The organism is Hyphomicrobium sp. (genome assembly GCF_036262015.1).
Classification (GTDB): domain Bacteria; phylum Pseudomonadota; class Alphaproteobacteria; order Rhizobiales; family Hyphomicrobiaceae; genus Hyphomicrobium_C.
Window position 1 is genome coordinate 1,083,483 of sequence record NZ_DATAJR010000008.1, and the last position, 20,510, is coordinate 1,103,992.

General features: G+C 60.7%; 17 protein-coding genes. 10 read left to right on the plus strand and 7 right to left on the minus strand.

The window, feature by feature from the left end:
• Positions 1-16 precede the first annotated feature (16 nt).
• Entirely contained in the window at positions 17-373 is a 357-nt protein-coding gene (locus tag VHO05_RS13615; RefSeq protein WP_329647124.1) for a 4'-phosphopantetheinyl transferase family protein, read from the minus strand.
• A 661-nt stretch (positions 374-1,034) separates the two neighbouring features.
• Here VHO05_RS13615 and VHO05_RS13620 point away from each other — a divergent pair.
• The 3 genes from VHO05_RS13620 to bcsS all read left to right on the plus strand — a co-directional run bounded on the left by VHO05_RS13620 (position 1,035) and on the right by bcsS (position 4,176).
• On the plus strand, positions 1,035-1,823 hold the full coding sequence (locus VHO05_RS13620; RefSeq protein WP_329647125.1) for a M23 family metallopeptidase: 789 nt from the start codon (positions 1,035-1,037) through the stop codon (positions 1,821-1,823).
• Between the two features lie 90 nt (positions 1,824-1,913).
• A complete protein-coding gene (locus VHO05_RS13625) occupies positions 1,914-2,450 on the plus strand; it encodes a VOC family protein (protein WP_329647126.1) in 537 nt (178 codons plus the stop codon).
• 283 nt (positions 2,451-2,733) lie between these two features.
• Positions 2,734-4,176 (plus strand): cellulose biosynthesis protein BcsS, encoded by a 1,443-nt coding sequence (gene bcsS, locus VHO05_RS13630; RefSeq protein WP_329647127.1) that lies wholly within the window; start codon positions 2,734-2,736, stop codon positions 4,174-4,176.
• Between the two features lie 130 nt (positions 4,177-4,306).
• On the opposite strand, the gene VHO05_RS13635 is transcribed toward bcsS, so the two are convergent.
• Complete coding sequence (locus VHO05_RS13635; protein WP_329647128.1) at positions 4,307-4,564, minus strand: hypothetical protein; 258 nt, start codon at positions 4,562-4,564, stop codon at positions 4,307-4,309.
• A gap of 395 nt (positions 4,565-4,959) precedes the next feature.
• Here VHO05_RS13635 and VHO05_RS13640 point away from each other — a divergent pair, with 395 nt between their 5' ends.
• Positions 4,960-6,150: an SH3 domain-containing protein gene (locus VHO05_RS13640; RefSeq protein WP_329647129.1), complete on the plus strand. Its 1,191-nt coding sequence runs from the start codon at positions 4,960-4,962 to the stop codon at positions 6,148-6,150.
• A 475-nt stretch (positions 6,151-6,625) separates the two neighbouring features.
• The gene (locus tag VHO05_RS13645) at positions 6,626-7,015 is read left to right on the plus strand and encodes a DUF930 domain-containing protein (RefSeq protein WP_329647130.1); all 390 of its coding nucleotides are present in this window, start codon (positions 6,626-6,628) and stop codon (positions 7,013-7,015) included.
• A 129-nt stretch (positions 7,016-7,144) separates the two neighbouring features.
• Here VHO05_RS13645 and VHO05_RS13650 read toward each other — a convergent pair whose 3' ends face one another.
• Positions 7,145-7,678, minus strand: coding sequence for a TetR/AcrR family transcriptional regulator (locus tag VHO05_RS13650; protein ID WP_329647131.1), 534 nt, complete (start codon positions 7,676-7,678; stop codon positions 7,145-7,147).
• A gap of 294 nt (positions 7,679-7,972) precedes the next feature.
• Here VHO05_RS13650 and VHO05_RS13655 point away from each other — a divergent pair, with 294 nt between their 5' ends.
• From VHO05_RS13655 to egtD, 4 genes are all read left to right on the plus strand, one after another.
• On the plus strand, positions 7,973-9,151 hold the full coding sequence (locus VHO05_RS13655; RefSeq protein ID WP_329647132.1) for an efflux RND transporter periplasmic adaptor subunit: 1,179 nt from the start codon (positions 7,973-7,975) through the stop codon (positions 9,149-9,151).
• Positions 9,152-9,222: 71 nt separating this feature from the next.
• Positions 9,223-12,402, plus strand: coding sequence for a multidrug efflux RND transporter permease subunit (locus tag VHO05_RS13660; protein WP_329647133.1), 3,180 nt, complete (start codon positions 9,223-9,225; stop codon positions 12,400-12,402).
• A 222-nt stretch (positions 12,403-12,624) separates the two neighbouring features.
• Positions 12,625-13,953: an ergothioneine biosynthesis protein EgtB gene (egtB, locus tag VHO05_RS13665; protein WP_329647134.1), complete on the plus strand. Its 1,329-nt coding sequence runs from the start codon at positions 12,625-12,627 to the stop codon at positions 13,951-13,953.
• A complete protein-coding gene (gene egtD, locus VHO05_RS13670) occupies positions 13,953-14,990 on the plus strand; it encodes an L-histidine N(alpha)-methyltransferase (RefSeq protein ID WP_329647135.1) in 1,038 nt (345 codons plus the stop codon). The genes egtB and egtD overlap by 1 nt, the downstream gene beginning before the upstream one ends.
• On the opposite strand, the gene VHO05_RS13675 is transcribed toward egtD, so the two are convergent.
• The 3 genes from VHO05_RS13675 to VHO05_RS13685 all read right to left on the minus strand — a co-directional run bounded on the left by VHO05_RS13675 (position 14,969) and on the right by VHO05_RS13685 (position 19,132).
• Positions 14,969-16,558 (minus strand): AAA family ATPase, encoded by a 1,590-nt coding sequence (locus VHO05_RS13675; RefSeq protein WP_329647136.1) that lies wholly within the window; start codon positions 16,556-16,558, stop codon positions 14,969-14,971. The genes egtD and VHO05_RS13675 overlap by 22 nt on opposite strands.
• A 77-nt stretch (positions 16,559-16,635) precedes the next feature.
• Positions 16,636-18,120, minus strand: coding sequence for an aldehyde dehydrogenase family protein (locus VHO05_RS13680; RefSeq protein WP_329647137.1), 1,485 nt, complete (start codon positions 18,118-18,120; stop codon positions 16,636-16,638).
• A gap of 19 nt (positions 18,121-18,139) precedes the next feature.
• On the minus strand, positions 18,140-19,132 hold the full coding sequence (locus VHO05_RS13685; protein WP_329647138.1) for a phosphotransferase enzyme family protein: 993 nt from the start codon (positions 19,130-19,132) through the stop codon (positions 18,140-18,142).
• A gap of 259 nt (positions 19,133-19,391) precedes the next feature.
• Between VHO05_RS13685 and VHO05_RS13690 the strand changes: the two genes are divergently transcribed.
• Positions 19,392-19,667, plus strand: a complete 276-nt coding sequence (locus tag VHO05_RS13690; RefSeq protein WP_329647139.1) for a winged helix-turn-helix domain-containing protein — start codon at positions 19,392-19,394, stop codon at positions 19,665-19,667.
• Between the two features lie 12 nt (positions 19,668-19,679).
• On the opposite strand, the gene modA is transcribed toward VHO05_RS13690, so the two are convergent.
• Positions 19,680-20,486 (minus strand): molybdate ABC transporter substrate-binding protein, encoded by an 807-nt coding sequence (gene modA, locus VHO05_RS13695; RefSeq protein ID WP_329647140.1) that lies wholly within the window; start codon positions 20,484-20,486, stop codon positions 19,680-19,682.
• Positions 20,487-20,510: the final 24 nt, after the last annotated feature.

The following is a 20,510-nucleotide window of genomic DNA, read 5'->3' on the forward strand; positions in this document are numbered from 1 at the left end:
CTTGGTCTCTATCCCGCTAAATCCCGACAGCGAGGGCAACGGATAGAGGTTGTGTTTCATTACGGATCGACCAGGTCGCGATCCGCATTTCGGACAATCTCGAAAAGCCTTCGCGGCTTGAATTCAGGCGGTCTTGTACCGGGTCGAATTCCAGTTCCGAGATGTCATAGGCAAGCCCCGTGCCAAGCATCTTGACGGTGGCTTCCTTCAGGGCCCAAAGGCGTGCTCGTGCCTGGGCTCTCGTGCCGACGGGGAGGCGTGAAAGTGCCATCCGTTCGCACGATGTGAAGTAGTCGTCGGTCAGGTCCTCTTCTGAACGAGGCTGAGCGCATTCGATGTCGATGCCGACTGGATGTGTGCGTGAAACGGCCACTGCCGACATCCAGGGCGTATGCGAGCAGCTGAAGTGGAGCTGCGGGTGGGCGCTGCCCAGCATGGGCTTGCCATGCTCACCCCGTTCGAAAGTCCATTCGGTTGCTCGGGTTCGATCGTTCGTGACCTGCGAAAGCGCTTTACGCAGAAGGGCACGCGTGGCGAGGGAGCGATCGCGCGTGGCCGTGTGCCGAATTGGAGCGAATTCCGCGAAATCGGTTTCGGTGAGGGTCGAACAATAACCCTCCGTTTTCTGGGCGGAGGCATGCTGGACGTACCAAACTGACACGTCGAGAAAAGGATTGTGTTGATTTGGCGCGAGTATTGCATTGCGCTGAGTTGGCCTCAGCGAAAACCGGACGTTTCGGCCTGCTTGTTCGCGTATTTCTGCTGCGGCACGATGTGCGCGAGCCAAATTTATCTGAGATATCGAAAACATACGCAACGCCTACTCGGGATGTCTCCGTCCCTACGAAATCGTCAATAGGCGTAGCGAAACGACTTGAATTAACCAACCATTTACCGCTAAACGGAATCATAACTAGTAAATTCAAGTTAAAATTATCCATGAACGCATAAAATTTTGCAATTCGGGGCTGAAGGGCAATGACGATGCGGCCTAAGTAAATATTTTAATGCGGCAGTGGGAAATGGAGCTTTCTGTGTCGTTGGCGCTCGCAGGCAAAGCCGGAATGCGGTTGGTGTCTTTTTTGCTAGGTGCAGTCGTTGTGCCCGCGCTCGTGCTGTGTAGCGCGTGGGGCTACTCGTACCTGGAACCCAGCGAAGGCAGCGAGATGAAGAAGGGCTATGACATAAGGAAGACCGGATTGGTGCCGGTTTATCCCAAGGGATACGCTTGCTCGCCCCTCACCTCGTTCTATGCGAGCTGGCTCGACGTCGACGGGACCCACCGCGACGAAATTCATTCGGGCGTGGATGGTGGCCAGCTCGGGGAGTGGATTCTGGCGCCGGCCGCGGGCACGGTCCGTGCAGTCTGGGAGGCGGATTGGCAGTGGGGGAAAGAAGGCGCGCTGCTTGTCGTTCACACGGCCGAGGATCTCAATCTCGAAGGCGAGGGCGCTGCATTCTACTACACCGTCTACGACCATCTGAAATACGATGAGATCGCGAAGCTCAAGCCTGGACAGAAGATTGCCCGCGGTGAGCGGCTTGCGCGCGTTTACCGCCCCGGAGGGCATGCGCACTATCTACCCGAGGTGCATTGGGAGGTGTGGGAGGTCGAGGACGATACCTTGACCTGGACAGTCAATCGTTACGGGGGGCGTGAGTGGCGCAACCCTAGGGCGCGCTTGATCGATCCTCTTTACATGCTGGGTGTGCATAGGCCTCCCGACGATGGGCGTTCGGTTTCGGTCGTGCCCTTCGAACGCGGGCGCAACTACTCCAAGTTCCGCGGATTTACCTATATCTTCCAGTGCAGGAAGACCTGAACGGTTGAGGTGCCGCCGCTGGCATTCGGCTTGCAGACAATCTCGGAGTTGATCCTGGCTCAAGGATCGTTGTTGCGAAGAGGTGTTGTCATGCGTTGCTCGAACCGCGTGCCGTTCATGATCCGGATGCGCCCGGCTGCCTTAGGTGCTGTCCTTGCTGCCGGACTGTTCGGGAGCACGGCGCTTGCCGAGAACACTACTGCGCCGGATGCGTCTCAGGTTGGCAGTGTCTGGTGGTCGGAGCTCGTCAGCTCAGATCCGGCCCGCAGCCGGGACTTCTACGCCAGCGTTTTCGGTTGGGCTCCCAAGGTCGTTTCGGCGGAGGATACGTCGCGCGCGCCGGATCCAGGCGAGGCCGAGTACACGATCTTTATGCGCGACGGCGTCGAGGTGGCGGGTGCCGCAGCGGCAGAGAACAAGAGGCCGGATGACATCAAGCCAGGCTGGGTGACCTATATCCAGGTCGCGAACGTCGATCAGGCCGTCGTGGAGGCGCTCAAGAAGGGCGGAAAAATTCTGAAGGCGCCCTTCGATGACGGCAACTCCGGCCGCTTTGCGATCATTCAGGACCCGGATGGGATCGCGGTTGGACTTGTTGCGCCGCTGGCCGCCACACCCGCACATTGACCGAGCACTGCGTGGAGGTCGTTTCAGGAGACATCACCGTCGAGCGAAAAGAATCAGGGGACAAGGTGTTAAAAATTGTCCTCTGATTTTCGTGGAATTTTTGCCTCCGGCCGTTGTTTGTTGCGGCATCACCATAGTCGGCCCACCGAAATCGCGCGCACGGATCTTGACCCTCGACAGGCATGGGCGAATCACCGCTCGTGGTGCTTTATTCGATAGAGGCTTTGCGGACTGAACTTCGGTACTTGCGTAGTTTCGCGCCTTTTCACGCAAGAGGGTCCAGATGCAGTTCCGTGTGAAAACAACGATTGCCAGTGCCGTTCTTCTTTCGCTGACGGGTGGAGCAGCGCTCGCGGATGGTATGGTCTCATTGAAAGACACGCCTGCGCCGGCCGCGCCCTCGTGGTCGGGTCTCTACTTCGGCGGTAGCATTGGCTACGGTCGTAACGACTCCAAAAACAACTATCACGACTCAGACGGAGATCGTTCGTCGGTCTCCGAAGACGCCAATGGTGGTCTTGTCTCGCTCGTGTGGGGCATCGATTGCATGCTCAGGGATCGCATCGTCGTCGGTGCGTTCGTCGACTTTGACTGGTCCGACATCGACCGCGGGTTCGACGGCAACGAGATGACGATCGACAGGTCCGTCAATATCGGTGCGCGGCTCGGCTATCTGATCACAGAAAACACGCTCCTGTTTGCGACGGCCGGCTACAGCCGCGCCCACTTCGACAACGGCGGGTGGTGGGATTTTAACAACGCCGACGGCTTCGGGGCGACTCTTCCTGGTAAGGGTTCCGTCGATTTCAACGGCTACTTCATCGGTGGCGGTGCGGAGACGCGCCTCGGCGCAAGCAACTTCTTCCTGCGCGGCGAAGTGCGCTACGCCAAATACGATGAAGAGGTCACGAATGCCGGCACGTTTGCAGGCGTGACGTACGTCGATAAGGAAGATCCGGAACTTTGGACTGGCCGTCTCGGCGTTGTCTACAAGCTCGGCCGTGGCGAGGGTCCGTTTGCCGATGGTTCGCGGGAGGTCGATACGGTCAAGGTTGCCAACTATACGGGCATCGATGTCGCAAAGGATGCCTGGGCGATCTACTCCGGTACGGTCTTCGCGCTTAACGGCGACTTCTCGCGGAGCGGTTTCGTTGCGCGCTCGCTCGGCGTCTATGCAGAATACGACTATGAGGGCGGATCGCCGCTGACCCAGTTCGACGCCAAGGACCGTTCGATCGACGCCATGCTCGGCTACATGCACTACTTCGGTGATGTCAGCGCGATCGTGTACCTCGGTATGGAAATTCGCGACGTCGACATTTCTCCCAACGATCCCACGAATGACGTTCGCGGCACCGAGACTGGGTTCAAGGTCGCTGTTGAAATTGAGACCGAAGGAGAGGGTCCGCTTTACTACAGCTTCGACGGTAGCTACTCGACGGCCTTCGACTCCTTCTTCGCTTTGGGCCGCGTCGGCTACAATGCGCAGCGGTATGTGATCGGTCCGGAAGGCGCATTCTACAGCGATGAGGGCGACTGGTCGGCACGAGTCGGCGCCTTCACCAAGATTCCCTTCACGCTGCGGTCCATGCCGTCGGAGCTCACTGTCCACGGTGGCTATCAGTTCATCGACGAAGATGACAACGGGACCAACGGTGGCATTGGCAGCACGCGCGCTGGCGGCGAAGGCGCTTACGGCGGCGCAATGGTCAAGTTCCTGTTCTGATTGGTCGCACCAAACAACGAAAGGCCGCTGTCGCAAGGCAGCGGCCTTTTTCGTTTGTCGGCTCGCCCTAGCCAAGCGCGCGCGTGTGTTCATGGCACGTCTGGAGCCTTGCTTCGGGATCGCACCGCCTTTAGCCGACGAGGCGCGGATCTTCTCCATCGTGTGCGTGGGCGACAGCGCGCAGCAGCTTCTCGCTCACTTGATCACGATCCAGCACGACTTTGCCGTCGTGCACGGCCTTTATCGCTTTTCGCGGGACCAGAAACTCACCGAAGTTCTCGACGTAGACGGTCAGGGCGTCTGGTGTCACCTCGCGGACGGCGCCGACGCCATCACCGCCCTCAGTGAAAAATACCATTGCTTCGTTAGGGATCTCGGTCTGCTGCATGGCTGCACCTCCATGTGGGTCTTGTGCAACGCAGCCGCCTTGGCACCCGTTCCCTTCCGTGTCGCGGAATTGGCGGCTTGGTCCTGGGGGCAGCAATTGATTGCCATGCGGTAGGTTTTCTTTTGGCCGGGCCCCTGGCGGAAACAAGTCAATGCTCCATCGGAACTTTACCCTCTGTGAATGGTTGCGCCGCCCTTTTACCTGACGGTAACACTCGCCACCCTAATGATTAAGCTGGTCCGAGGCGGCTCTCGACGCTCTGTTTGCACGGTCGCGTAGACTTTTGGAGCGCGTGGGTTTTTCGGACCAAGAAGACGGGTTGAACCCTGTTCCTGCCACACTCCTGTTGGAGGAAGGGGGATCATGCCGTCGGGTGCCAGTGTTAGGGTCAGAGTTTGCTCAGGTCGTTCATCGTCATTGGTCTATTGTCGGCGGCGACGGGCGCACTCGCGGACCCGGTGCCGCTCGCAAACGATGACCTGAAGCAAGCCGTTTCCGGCTCGACCGTTGAAATCGATACCCCTCTCGGCACCACCGTTCCGATGCGATTTGGAACGGATGGGCTCGTCTCCGCGGAAGCTGGTGTTCTGGCTCCTGTCCTCGGCGCATCCAAGGATCGCGGACGCTGGTGGGTCGAGGGCGAAAAGCTCTGCACCAAATGGTTCCGTTGGTTCGACGCGCAGGTGCGCTGCCTCACCATCGCGCGTGAGGGCAATCGCATCAACTGGCGCAAGATCGACGATGGCGAAACCGGCACGGGCACGATCGTGGCCTCTGCCGACAAGCCTCAGGAAGTCCCTGCGAAGCCGGTCGTGGTGGCGAAGGCAGAGCCGGCTCCAGTTAAGAAGTCGACATCCCTCAATGACACTGCGGCTGTAACGGAGAAAGCAACCGCTGTGCATGTGGCGGCCGCTGCGCCGGTTGGACCTATTGCCTCAACGCCCGAACCTCCGCCAACCGTCGTGGCGCGCGCCGATGTTGCTGCGGCGCCGGGTGCCCCCGTCGTGGGGCCATCCATGCGATTTGGAGGTGCGGGGCTGCTCGATGCGACGGGCTTGGCCGGAGTGGCTCCGCAAGCTAGCGCGCCGGTGCAGGCGGCCCCTATCGCTCCAACGGTGCAACCCGCCGCTCCGCGCCGCGAGGCGGCACCTGAGACGGCAAGACCAGGCAAGGGGGCGGCTGCGTCCGCCAAGCCCGCCAAGAAGGTGGCCCCCGTCGCCAAGCTCCCTCCGGCGGATCGCTCGGCCGACCCTGGCAAGCATTTTGGTCAGCAACAGCTCGCCACGGCCAGTGCCCGTGAACGAACGGTAGGAGCGGAAACGACGCGTTCCGTATCGCTCTACAAGGTGACGGGCGTCCGGCCGTATGATGTGCTCAATGTGCGCCGCGGACCGTCCGAGCAGCACAATACCGTTGCGTCCATTCCGCCGACGGGGCGTCGTGTTGAAATCACCGGGCAGTGTCAGGCTGATTGGTGTCCGATCCGCTATGGCAACGTGAAGGGCTGGGTCAACCGGTATTACCTCGCCGAAGAGGGGTCGCTTCGCGACTCGTCAAGCCCGGTGTACGTCGCAAAGCCTTATTGAGCGACGCGGATATCCGCATCAAATCCGATCGCTTCTGCCGGGGAACCTTCTTCCGCTGCTGGCGCCCCGCTTTTCCAGTCGTCCCCATAGGGAACCGCTCCCGGGCGATCCGGTTTGTACGCGCATGAACGATTTGCTCAAACACCTTGGCCAAACGCTTCACCATTACTTCGGTGCAGTCGTTCAACAGCCTATGCCGTGGCGCGTGATCGATCGGTTGGCCAGCCTCGAGGAGGCCTGTGAGCGTCAGGCCAGCGCGACGCAAGGAGGCTCTGAAGAGGGCTCAAGCCTCAGTGAGCCGCCACCGCTCGGCGACGCGAAGGGGGGAAAGCCTCCGACCGTCTGAAGTTGCGATCGCACTCATACATCGGAGCAACCCGCACGGCGATCGCTCCTGTTCCGTTAGCGGACAATCGTCACTCAATGCTGCCACATTTGCTTGGTGGTTGGGCAAGGGCTGCATTGGGGGATTCTCTTGAAAATTGTACATCTTGCAATTGCGATCGCCCTTGTGGGTGGACTGAGCACAGCTGCGTCTGCCGGCTCCCTCGAAAAGTCGCTGATGAAGCTCGATCCGGAAGAGCGCGCTCACCAAGCCTGCGTGGCCAAAGGACTTGAAACGGTGCGGCGTGACAAGCGCTTCGCCAGGGCGGATCGGCTAATGCCCGACACCTTCAAGCGTGCCCGTTTCAGCGGCTCGGTGGTGACCGCCAAGGGCGCCGCCGTGAGGGCCAACAACCATTGGTACGCGCTCACCTTCGAATGCACGGTGTCTGAAGATCAAATGAAAGCCCTTGCCTTCACCTACGTGGTTGGTGACGAGATCCCCCCCGACACCTGGGAGCAGGTCGGGCTCTGGCGTTGACCATCCCGGAGTGATTTCCGAATTGGTGGATGTATCCCTGCGCAACATCATTCGCGCGGAGCGGGGCTACACTCTCAAGGATCGCAAGTTGAAGGAGATTGATGCGGGGAATTGTGCTCCGAAGCCCTGCTATAGGCGCTCGGCACTCGACAGCAGGTCGCGAAGCATGCGGACAACGCGGGAGGCTGGCCCGCGCCCGCCGCATTGAATGCTGATGCGGGCTCCTTCGAAAAGGAGGAAGACCTCGTCGGCCAGCAGGTCGGGGTTGCGGTAGCGCGCATCGTCAAAAAGTTTGACGAGATGGTCTCTCTTGCGGCGCTTGTAGTCTTCAATCACTGTCCGCGCCGGATGGCCGGGCTGGAGTTCAACGGCCGCATTCGCAAGTGCACAGCCCCGCTCGCAGCTGTCGGTCAGAATTTGCTCGACGTGATCAACCCAAGCATCGAGCCGCTTCTGCGGGGCATTCGGGAATGCCTCAACCAGACGTTGCCAGACCGCATCCCCTTCTCCCGCCAGTTCGCGCGCATAGGCGACGACGAGATCGTCCTTCGATTTGAAATGACGATAGAGGGTCATTTTGTTGGTCTGCGCAGCTTCCGCGATCAGCTCGACCCCCACGGAATGAATGCCGTGACGATAGAAAAGGTCGCGTGCGACCGCCAAAATGCGCTCGCGTGGAGGCGGTAGGGCTGGGGCGCCTGCGTCAGAGGTTCGCCGAGGCTGGCTCAAGGTCTCGTTCATTGGCCCTTGACTGCTATGTTACCACTCGGTACCTATCCAGGTGTTACCGGTCAGTAACGTCCTACCACACGTAAGTCAACTTTACCATCGGATCAACCGCTCACGACAAAGTTCGTAGTCTGATTCTAGGATTTTCGGCTCCGGCGCAATATTTTTTGCCCAAGGTTGATCTGGAACAGCCCGAGACGTGATCATATTTTCCGCGCTGGAGGGTCTATGCAACCCCGTCATGTCCGATTTGCCCTCTTAGCTGCGCTGCTCCTTCCGCTGGCACTAGCCGCGTGCGGGGAGGCACAGAACAACCAAGCTGTGGCACCGCCACCGCCAAAGGTTACGGTTTCCAAGCCAGTTCAGAAGATGGTTGCCGACTACGACGAATACGTGGGCCGGTTCGTGGCCTATGACTTTGTGGAAATTCGCGCGCGCGTTTCCGGTTATCTCGACAAGATTCAATTCACCGACGGACAGCTCGTGAAGGAAGGCGATCGCCTCTTCATCATTGACCGGCGCCCGTTCGAGGCGTCGCTGGAACAAGCAAAGGCTGCCGTTGAGCAGGCCAAGGCGAACTTGGCGTTCGCCGAGGCTGACTTGAAGCGCGGCTCAAACCTCGTTCCCGGTACCTCCATCACGCAGCAGACGCTCGATCAGCGCGTTCAAGCCAAACGCGTCGCGGAGGCGTCCGTCATGGCTCAGGAGGCCGCGCTGAAGCAGGCTGAGCTCGATTTGCAATTTACCGAGCTCAAGGCACCCATCTCGGGCCGGATCGGCGATCGGCGTGTTTCGATCGGCAACCTCGTCAGCGCGAACACGACGCTATTGGGAACCGTGGTTTCGGTCGATCCCATCCGCTTCGAGTTCACGATGGATGAGGCTTCGTACCTTCGCTATCTGCGGGCCGCTTCCGAACAGGCGTCAGACAAGCCGAACCGCGGTATGTCGCTGCCGGTCAAGCTCAAGCTGATCGACGAAGACAATTTCGTGCATGAAGGCAAGATCGACTTCGTCGATAACGTGATCGAGCGGGGAACCGGCACGATCCGCGGCCGCGCCGAATTCAAGAATGCGGACGGCAAGCTAACGCCTGGGATGTTCGGGCGCATTCAGATCACAACGGCGCCGCCAGCTGTCGCGCTCATGGTTCCCGACAGCGCGATCGGCACGGAGCAGGTTCGCAAGTTCGTGTTCGCTGTTTCGGCCGATGGCACGGCCAATCCGAAGTACGTGACGCTTGGGCCGGTCGTGGACGGAATGCGCGTCGTAACAGCGGGTCTCGAGGCGGGCGACACGGTGGTCGTTAACGGCCTGATGCGCGTTCGGCCCGGCATCAAGGTTGCGCCTGAAGAGGCGACGGCCAGCGCTGGCGGCTCAAAAGAGGCCGTCGTGGGCACCAACTAGCTTTCACAGCTTGTCAGGCGAATGCCCTTATCTCATTCGCCGGGCAAATCATCAGGCGGCAGGTCTGACCGATGCGTATTTCTCATTTCTTCATCGACCGCCCCATCTTCGCCGCGGTCATCTCCGTCGTTTTCGTGATCGTGGGTGCTGTCGCGCTCGGGCGTTTGCCGATTGCACAGTATCCGGATATCGCGCCGCCGGTCGTGAACGTCACAGGTCAGTATCCGGGCGCGAGCGCCGAGGTCGTCGCATCGACCGTCGTTGCACCGCTCGAGCAGCAGATCAATGGTGTGGAGCGCATGCTCTACATCACGTCCAACTCGACGGTGGACGGCCGCTTCACGATTTCGGTGACGTTCGATCTCGGTACGAATCTCGATATCGCGCAGGTGCAGGTTCAAAACCGCGTTGCGATCGCTCAGCCGCGCTTGCCGGTGGACGTTCGCAACATTGGTGTGACGGTCGCCAAAGCGTCCCCCGACCTGATGATGGTCGTGCATCTGTTCTCCCCAGATCAGTCGCGAGATACCCTCTTCATTTCCAACTACGCGAGCGTGAACGTCGTTGACGTGCTGAGTCGTATCGAGGGCGTGGGCTCGATTACCGTCTTCGGTAGCCGCGACTACTCGATGCGCGTTTGGCTCGATCCGGACCGCCTGCAGTCGCTCGCGCTGACGGCCAACGATGTCGTCGTGGCATTGCAGCGGCAGAACGTGCAGGTCGCAGCGGGTATTCTCAATCAACCACCAATAGAACAGCCCGGAGCGTTTCAGATCTCCGTGCAGACGCAAGGGCGGCTTGCGAATCCAAATGAATTTTCGGAGATCGTCGTCAAGCAAAGCGGCGATGCGGTCGTTCGGCTGAAGGACGTTGCACGGGTCGAGCTCGCTGCGCTCGATTACGGCGTCAACTCCTATCTCGACAAGAATCCGGCAACAGGGTTGGGCGTCTTCCAGCTGCCCGGCTCCAACGCGCTTCAGACGGCCGAGCGCATCAAGGCGACGATGCAGGAACTCTCGAAGAGTTTTCCCGCCGGGCTCAAGTACGACATCATCTACAATCCGACAGATTTCATTCAGCAGTCCGTCGACGCCGTGTTCCATACGATCTTGGAAGCCGTCGTGCTGGTTGTGCTCGTCGTCATCCTGTTCCTCCAGACATGGCGTGCGGCGATCATCCCGATCGTGGCCATTCCCGTGTCGCTGATCGGCACGTTCTTCCTGCTCGCGGCGTTCGGGTTCTCGCTCAACAATCTTTCCTTGTTCGGTCTCGTCCTGGCGATCGGCATCGTGGTCGATGACGCGATCGTCGTCGTCGAGAACGTCGAGCGCAATATTGCCGAAGGGATGAGCCCGCGCGAAGCGTCGTATCGTACGATGGAAGAGGTGGGTGCTGCGCTGATCGCGATCGCATTGGTGCTGTCGGCCGTGTTCGTTCCGTCGGCCTTCATCACAGGCATCTCCGGCCAGTTCTATCGCCAGTTCGCGCTGACGATTGCTGGTGCGACGATCATCTCGCTCATCGTTTCGTTGACCCTTTCGCCTGCGCTCTGCGCTCTTCTTTTGAAGCCGCATGAAGAAGAGGGGCACAAGCGCGCGAACCTGTTCATGCGGCCGGTGAACGCGTTCTTCCGCCTGTTCAACTGGAGCTTCGACAAGCTCTCTCACGGGTACGCTTGGGTGGTCGGCCGCATCGTTCGGCTGGCGGTGGTGATGCTCGTCATCTATGTGGGCATCATCGCATTCGGCATGAACGAGTTCCGCAAAACGCCCATCGGCTTTATTCCAGCGGTCGACGGCGGCTATCTGATCACCGTCACGCAGCTGCCTCCTGCGGCGTCTCTGCAACGAACCGACGAAGTCAATCGACGGGCCGTGGAGCTTGCCCTCGAGGTGCCGGGCGTCGCGCATGCCGTCAATATCGTCGGGTTCTCGGGTGCCACGCGCACCAATGCGCCGAATGCCGGTGCCGTGTTCGTGGTCCTGAAGGATTTCGCGGAACGTGCGAAGGATCCCAACCAATCCGCGCAGGCGATCCAGAAGGCGTTGCTCGCCAAGTTTTCAACCATTCAAGACGCACTGCTTCTCGTGGTCGCTCCGCCGCCGGTCCGCGGTATCGGCAGTGCGGGCGGATTCCGCATGATGGTGCAGGATCGCGGGGGCGCCGGATCAGCTGCCCTTCAACAGGCGGTCGGAGCGATGATGGTCAAAGCGAACCAGACGCCCGGCCTGCAGCAGGTGTTCTCGCTGTTCGAGAACGCCACGCCTCAGCTCTATCTCGACATCGATCGAGTCAAGGCGCAGATGCTGGGCATCAACATGACCGATGTGTTCTCGACGCTGCAGACCTATCTCGGCTCGGCGTACGTGAACGACTTCAACCTGCTCGGACGCACGTTCCGCGTCACGGCGCAGGCCGACAGCGATTTCCGCCTCAAGAGCAAAGATGTGCTCAAGCTTCGCGTGCGGAACTCGTCAGGCGAAACGGTTCCGCTCGGAACGTTCACGACCGTGCATGACATCTCTGCTCCGTCGCGCGTGCCTCGGTACAACCTTTATCCGGCTGCAGAGCTCGATGGCTCTGCCGCGCCCGGCTATTCGCAAGGCCAAGCGATCGATCTCATGGAAAAGGTCGCGGCTGAAGTTCTGCCGCAGGGGTTCAGCTTCGAGTGGACAGAGCTTGCGTATCAGCAGATCAGAGCCGGCAATACGGCCGCGTTCGCCTTTGCGCTTGGCGTTGTTTTCGTGTTCCTGGTTCTCGCAGCTCAGTTCGAAAGTCTGACGCTTCCGCTGGCCGTGATCTTGATCGTGCCGATGAGCCTCATCGCGTCCATTTCGGGCGTGATCCTACGCGGGATGGACAACAACATTCTGACCCAGGTTGGTTTCATCGTTCTAATTGGTCTTGCGGCGAAAAACGCCATTCTGATCGTCGAATTCGCGCACCAGCTGGAAGCCCAAGGCAAGAACAAGTTCGATGCGGCCACCGAAGCGTCGCGCCTCAGAATGCGACCCATTCTGATGACGTCGCTGGCGTTCATTCTGGGCGTCGTTCCGCTGGTTTGGGCCATCGGAGCGGGTGCCGAGCTGCGTCAAGCTCTCGGAACCGCAGTTTTCGCCGGCATGATTGGCGTGACGGGCTTCGGCCTCATCTTTACCCCGGTGTTCTATGTCGTCTGCCGGTGGCTGGGTGATCTCTTCACCCGGCGGAAGCCACGCCCTGCCGGTGAAGCGCCAGCTCCCGCCGAGTAACAGGACAATCCCTCGGAACTTTCTCCGCTTTCCTCGCCAAAGTACGGAACCTGCAATCGTTCCGTACGTTGGTGAGGTCTGACGCGTCGGGCTGGTTCCATGTTCTCCTTCTCTGGTGCAGCGAGCCTAGCCTTTCCCGAAGTGCATGGTGCCCGCCTCGCGGCGGGTGCGGCCAATGGCTGATTTTCCTGCTGATCGCCCGGCCAGAGAGAGGAGATCCCCATGGCTCGCTCTTCCATGGCAAGAGCCGAGAGACCCCAAGCAACAATCATTCCAGCCAAGTTTGGATCCGAAGACGCCTCGCTCGCGAGGCGTCTCTTCGAAACACGGCGCCTTTCGCTCGAACTCGCTCGCCCGCTGACTGCGGAGGACATGGTTGCCCAAGCCATGGACGACGCGAGTCCCACGAAGTGGCACTTGGCACATGTGACGTGGTTTTTCGAAACGTTCGTTCTCGCTCCGCACCTGCCGGGCTACCGGCTCTTCGACGAGAACTTCAATTACTGCTTCAACTCCTACTACGAGAGCCAGGGTGTGCGGCAGCCACGGCCTGCTCGTGGGCTATTGACGCGTCCCTCCGCAAGCACGGTTTTGAACTATCGCGAGCATGTGGACGATAGCCTGCAGCGGTTGGCTGAGCGTGGCTTTGAGGCCGGAAGCGAGATCGCGCGGCTCATCGAGATCGGGATCAACCATGAGCAGCAGCACCAGGAGCTGCTGCTTACGGATATCCTTGCCCTGTTCGCTGCGAATCCGTTGCGTCCCGCTTATCGCGAGACAGGCGCGGCTACATCGCTTCAAGTCGCCTTGAGCGACGGTTTTGGATGGGTCGACTTCGATGGTGGCATCTTTCCGATCGGGCATGCGGGAGACGGCTACGCCTGGGACAACGAGGGGCCACGCCACGAGGCGCTGGTTCATCCGTTTCGCCTGGCGGACTGCTTGGTAACCAACGCCGAATGGCTCGATTTCATGTCCGATGGTGGGTACCGCAAAGCGTCGCTCTGGCTTGCCGACGGATGGATGACCGTGAATCGGGAAGGATGGCAGTGTCCGCGCTATTGGGAAGAGCGCGACGGCGCTTGGACGATGATGACGCTGGATGGTCTCATTCCGATCGAGGCGGCGGCCCCTGTCGCACACGTTTCGTACTATGAGGCCGATGCCTTTGCGCGCTGGGCTGGATACCGCTTGCCGACCGAGTTCGAATGGGAAGTCGCGGCGTCCGGAGCCGCTATTCAGGGCAATACGCTCGGTTCAGGGGCGCTCCGGCCCAAGCCCGTCGACTCTCAAGAGGGCGCGACGCTGCACCAGATGTTTGGTGACGTCTGGGAATGGACGCAGAGCGCCTACCTTCCCTATCCCGGCTATCGTCCGCCGGCCGGTGCCATCGGGGAGTACAACGGCAAATTCATGGTGAGCCAGCAGGTTCTGCGTGGCGCGTCCTGCGTCACGCCGGATGGCCATTCGAGGGCCACGTACCGCAATTTCTTCTACCCGCACCAGCGCTGGCAATTTGTCGGCCTGAGGCTGGCTTCGGAGGCGCGTTGATGCATGCCATCGGACCCCATAGTGCGCAGCGCCCGTCTGGCGGTACTGCGCAGATCGAGCGTTTCACGCAGGCAGGCGACGGCGACCAATTTGCAGCCGCCGTTTTGGAAGGGCTCTCTCAGCGGATAAAGTCTCTCCCCTCGCGTTTCTTCTATGACGCGATCGGTAGTGAGCTGTTCGAACAGATCACACGTCTCCCCGAGTACTACCTCACGCGTACGGAGGCGCAGATCCTCGCGAGCCACGCGTCCGAGATGATCGACCGGCTGACGGGCCGGGGCGTGCTGGTTGAATTCGGTTCGGGCTCGAGTCTCAAGACGGAGCTCTTGCTCTCGAAAGCTCCGCGCGGGATCGCGTACGTGCCGGTCGATGTGTCGACTGCCGCGCTCGCTGACGCGGGGCGCAGGTTGGCTTCGCGTTTTCCCGGTCTCGATGTTCGGCCGGTTCTCGCCGATTTCTCGGATCCGATTGCGCTTCCGTCTGATCTTGAAGGCCGGCCGAAAGTTGGCTTCTTCCCCGGCTCCACCATTGGCAATCTGCAGCCAGGGCGCGCAGTCGATTTGTTATCGTTGTTCCTGCGGGGGTTGTCGGCGGGCAGCCGCTTGATCATCGGCATCGATCTCAAGAAGGATCCGCGCACGCTCGTCAGAGCCTACAACGACGCGGCGGGGGTTACGGCGGCCTTCAACTTAAACATACTGGCCCGCGTCAATAGAGAACTCGGCGCGGCTATCGATCTCGACACGTTCCAGCACGAGGCAATTTACAATCCACGGGAAGGGCGGATCGAGATGCATCTCGTAAGCCGTGTCTCCCAGGACGTTCCTATTCTAGGGCGGAGGTTCCATTTCAGGACCGGCGAGAGCATCCATACCGAAAACTCGTACAAGTATTCGATCGCTCAATTTCATGACGTCGCCCGCGCGTCCGGCTGGATTCCATCCAAAGTGTGGACAGATCCGGAGCTGCAGTTCAGCGTGCACGAGCTTGTTGCCGTAGACGGCGTGCCGTCGGCTCAAGGGTTCGAGTGGTCGTGAAGGCCTAAGACGCCGAGTGCAGCCGCGAGGGTGTGCTCGGGATTCCGCCCGGCGTCGATGCGCGTCCAAGCCACATCTCCGAGATCGCGCTCGGATTGTGCACGAACAACAGCTTCGTCTGAATCCGAGGCATCGCCGCGCCGGGCGCTGACGCGTGCAATTTGCGTATTGAGCGGTGCCTCGAGCCACAATCCGGAAAACGGAAGGTCCATCGACCGCGCAATGTCCTCTATTACGTTGCGTTCTGCAGCCTTGGCGGACACGCCATCGAAAATGACGGCGTGTCCGGCCGAAAGTGCGCGACGTGTCTTGTCGTATAGGACGGCGTAAACGTCGTCGGATACCTGTTCCGTGTACAGTTCCCGGGGAAGACGCTCGTTCTCACGTGCGTTGAACATTTTTTTTCGTTCGACGTCCGTGCGCAGTACGAGCGCTCCCGGTGCGGGACCGATGAGGGGTGCAAGACGCGCCGCCAGGGTCGATTTTCCAGTTCCTGACAGGCCGCCGATTGCGATCAGCTCCGGGCGTGGCGGCGTGAGGTAGCGGTTGGCCTCCGTCACGTAGTCGATGGCTCTCGAAATGTCGTCGGTGTCCTCGCCCTCAGGTTTTTGCAAGGCGCTTTCGAGGGCAACGAGGCTCCGTACGGCGGCCCGCGTCGCAAGAAACAGCGGCAGGGTCGCCAGACCTTCGATTTCCTCTCCGGTGGGTTCAGCGACGACATAGGCGTTGAGAACTGTGTTGGCTGCGGCCCGGTCTCCGCGCACATCGAGGTCCATGAGCAGGAAGGCGAGGTCGTAAAGGACGTCGATGCGGGCAAGGCGCTCGTCGAATTCGAGGGCGTCGAATGGAACGATGCGCCCGTCTCGCATGACGATGTTGCCAAGGTGCAGATCGCCATGGCAGCGGCGCACGTGTCCGTTTTGTCCCCGCAGTTCCAAGAGCGGTCCGAGGAGTACGACTTCCGCACGGCTCAAGCGCGCGAAGGTGTCCATCAACGGGGCGGCGGCGGCAGGTGCCGCATCCAACAGGCCGGTGGCGAGACCGCCGACCGTGTCGCGCATGATGTCCGAGCCGGAGGTTCCCTCTGCGATGGGCACCGAGCTGTGATACTGCGCGACCATTTCGGCAAGGTTTCTCGGGATCGGCGCCGGGAGCGGACCTTTCTCCGCAATGCGGGCAAGAACCGCGTTCTGCTCGAAGCGATTCATCACCAGGGCGTAGTCTACGATTTGTCCGTCGCCGAAGGTCAACGCGCCGCCGCTATCGCGATTGATCGCAACAGTCTTCAGATAGATGTCGGGTGCGTGGTCCCGATTCAGTTCCAGCTCGCGTTCTAGGGCTTGGCGGCGCAACTCGCGTGTCGAGAAGTCGAGGAACGGCAACTTGACGTGTTTCTTGATCTTGTAGGCCTTGTCACCAGCCAGGAATACGCGGGCGGCGTGTGTCTTGATGGTGTCGACGCGTTCGGGATGATCGGGGTAGGAGGCCGGATCCGTAAGGAATGCGATGAGTTCCTTTTCCTCTGCGTCGGCTCCCGCGAGGTCATGCGGTTGTCGTTCTCTCGGCATCCCGTGCTCCGCGACCTTTCCGCTTTCGTCTTTGCCAGCTCATCGGTGGTTGGAACTTGAGGACGGTCAAACGCCATTCAGCGCGACTTCGGATCCTTCAAGTACCAGCCCCATGGCTCGGCGCTTTGATACGCGGTGATCTGCTTCGGCTCCAGGAAGTTCATCAGCCCCCAGGTGCCAAGCTCACGTCCGACGCCGCTGTGTTTCATTCCTCCCCACGGCGGCTCCAGGAAATTCGGCTGCGAGCAGTTAATCCACACAACACCCGCTTCGAAGCGATCTGCAACGCGGGCGGCTCTCTCCAAATCTTGAGTCATCACGGCGGCGGCGAGCCCGAACTCCGTGTCGTTGGCCAGAGCGAGGGCTTCGTCTTCCGTCTTGAAGGCGGCGACGGAGAGCACGGGACCGAAGATCTCTTCTGCCCAGATGCGTGCATCGGCAGGCACTCCGGTGAAGATCGTCGGCTCGACGAAGTAGCCGGCGTTGAAGCCTGCGGGCCGGCCGCCGCCACAGACGAGCGAAGCTTCTCGCTTGCCTGCCTCGATGTAACCCATGACCTTGTCGTACTGCGTCTTGCTGACGAGGGGGCCGAGCAGAACGCCGTCGGTCATGCCATCGCCGATCGTTATTTTCTTTGCTTCCTCCGCAAGGCGCTCGATCAGTCGACCGGCGATGCCGGATTGCACGATCAGACGGGAGGTGGCGCTACAAACCTGTCCCTGGTTCCAGAAGATGCCAAACATCACCCACTCGACGACCTGCTCCAGGTCGGCATCGTTGAAAACGACGATGGGTGATTTTCCGCCAAGCTCCAAGCTGAGGCTTTTCACGTCTTTTGCGGCGGCTGTCGCCACGGCGATGCCCGTCGGTACCGAGCCGGTGAAGGCGAGCTTGCGGACGTCGGGATGGGCCGCAAGGCGCGCTCCCGCTTCGCGGCCATAGCCAGTGACCAGGTTGAACACGCCGGGGGGCACACCGGCGTCGCGACAAATGCGGGCAAGCTCGAGGGCGGTCAGCGATGTGAATTCGGAAGGCTTCAGCACGACGGTGCACCCGGCGGCGAGCGCGGGGGCCACTTTCCAGGCGGCCATCAGCAGCGGATAGTTCCAGGGAACAATGAGTCCAGCCACGCCCGCTGGCACATATTTGACAGTGGTTTTGAACCGGTCGTCCGGGATAGTGATCGATTCACCCTGCTTTCTGTCCAAGTCTTCCGCGTAGTCGGCGTAGAGATTGAAGCAGTAGATCGTGTCGGCGATGTCGCCGTGTGCCTCCGCAAGCGGTTTGCCATTGTCGCGCACTTCGAGACGCGCGAGTTCATCCTGCTCGTGTTCGATGCCTGACGCGATGGCGCGCAAAATGGCTGCGCGCTCGCGGCCGGTCGTTTGGCTCCAGGTGCTTTGCCCCGCACGTTTGGCGGCGGCGACGGCGCGATCGACATCAATCTCGGTCCCGGCGGCAAACTGGGCGAAGGTGCGTTCGGTCGCCGGGTTGACGACGTCGATGGTCCCGCCGTTTGTCGCGTCTTGCCAGCTACCATCGATGAAGAGCTTCGGCTGCATCGGAACGTCTTTCCTGTGTTTATGCGCCGAAGTGGCTCAAATAGCGCTCGCACAATGGAACCGTCCCCTGAGTGTAGGCGACGCCCATCGAGCGGGCGAGGTCGGTTTCCGAGTGTGAGCCGATCCACGCGACGAGGAGGATACGGCGAAGCATGACGAAGGTCTCGATTTCGGCCGCTTCCTCAGGGCTGAGGTTGCCAAACCGGCGGTAACCGCGAACCCAGGCTTGAATAAGGTCCGGCACTTCGGGCGCGTCCTCGAAGAAGGAAACCGTCGTGGCACAGTCGTAGAGGAACCAGGAGAATCCGCAGTCGTCAAAGTCGATCACCTTCACGGTGCCGTTGTCCAGGAGCAGGTTGGCGAGGCGCATGTCACCATGGACCAGATTGAACACATCCGGTCCTGTACCGATGCGACCGAGCCGCTGCCCAATCAACGCCACCGTCTCCCCGAAGACGGCTTCGATCTCGGGTGTCATGCCCATTCCGTCGCGCCAGCGTCCCCAGTGGGGAGCTACACCGAGACTGGTTTTAAAATTCCACGTATGCCGCTCGAACCAGGCCGGGGGCGTCCAAGCGCGGACGTGCGCGTGCATTTTCGCGGCGGTCTCGCCCAGTTTCTCATAGCCTGCGATGTCGTCGGACGCCGGCTCGGTCCCCGCCTCCCAGGCAAAAAGGACGACGTTGCGCGGCCGCTCAAGGCCTGCAGCAGAAAGCGTCTGGATCAATTTTCCGTTTTTGCCAGCCAGCGGAGTGGGAACCTTGGCGGTGCCAGAGGCCGAAAGGGCGTGCAGCCACGCCAGCTCGGAAGCGATCGCAGTCGGAGAGTGGTAACCCTCCCGGTGTATACGGAGCGCCCATTTGGTGCCGGACGCGGGGTCGTCGAGGCGGTAGGTGGCGTTTTCGGAGATGTTGATCAGGGTGGATGTGGCGCGCGAGGGGATTTCAAAGTGTGCGACGGCCTGTTCGGCCAGTCGATCGAGCGCGTCCTTCGTTGTGCCGGCGTCGGTCAACCCTCTCTCCTCCCTTGCCCTGTGCCCCTCCGGACGGCTATCGCTTCCGTCGCCGGTGCACTGTAGAATCTTCGGCTGAAACCGTTAGAGGGCATTCCGTCACGATGGCAAAGAGGCGATGAGCGGGAAACGCAAGTCAGAGCCGCCGAGCACAACGCGGCGCAAAAAGATTGCCGAGCAAGGGCCGCTCTCGCGGGCCTCCTTGCGCTTACGGATCGTTTTTCCGGATGAGAGGCAGATTGGTCCTGGAAAAGCCGACTTGCTGGAAGCCATCGCGCGGACCGGGTCGATCTCGTCGGCCGCGCGCGATCTTGGGATGTCCTACCGGCGCGCTTGGCTGCTGGTCGATGAACTGGGCAAGCTGTTCAAGCGGCCCATTCTGACGACGGCGGCAGGGGGCGCCCACGGCGGTGGCGCGGAGTTGACCGATTTCGGCCGTGCGTTGATCGCGGCGTATCGCAGGATCGAGGATCGTGCCGCTGAGGCGGTTCGCGCGGAGTTGATCGCGTTCGAATCCGACCTCAACGACGTTTGATGCCGCTCGCGGTTATTTGAGCACGGTGAAGCCTTCGGCTTCGAACGCTTTGACAGCTTCCGGAGAGGAAAGGAACTCGAGGAACTTCTTGGCCTCGGCATTGGCCGACGACGACGTAATAGCCACCGGATAGACGATCGGCTGGTGGCTGTCGGCGGGGAACGTATCGACGATCTTTACCTGCGGTTCGCTCTTGGCGTCGGAGCCGTAGACGATGCCGAGCGGGGTTTCTCCGCGGGCAACATAGGCGAGAGCGACACGCACGTTTTCGGCGCCTGCAACCTTCGACGAAACCTGGTCCCAGACACCCAAATCGGTCAGTGCGGCTTGCCCATAGGTGCCAGCCGGAACCGATTTCGGATCGCCCATGGCCAAGCGGCCGTCGCCGAGAGCTGCTGCCAGAGCAAAGCCTTTTTCGATCTTCAGCTGCACTTTGCTGTCCTTCGGCGCAACCAGCACGAGGGTGTTGCCGAGCAGTGTTTTGCGGGATGCGGCGTCGATCAGTTTGCGTTCGGTGAGCCAGTCCATCCACTTGAGGTCGGCGGAGATGAAAAGGTCGGCGGGCGCTCCGGATTCGATCTGCTTGGCGATTGCCGAAGATGCCGCGAACGACAAGGTTGTCTTGTTGCCGGTCTTGGCTTCCCACTCCTTGCTGACCGTATCCAGCGCGTTCTTGAGGCTCGCGGCGGCGAACACGACGACCGGCTTGGTGGTGGTGGCGGTGTTCTCGGCGGGGCGCGCGTCTTGGGCGTTCGCCAGGGGAAGGTTTACGAAGGCGAGGGCGAGTGCGCCAATGAGCAGCCGGGCGAATTGCGACATGGGATGTCCTTAGCTGTATTTTGG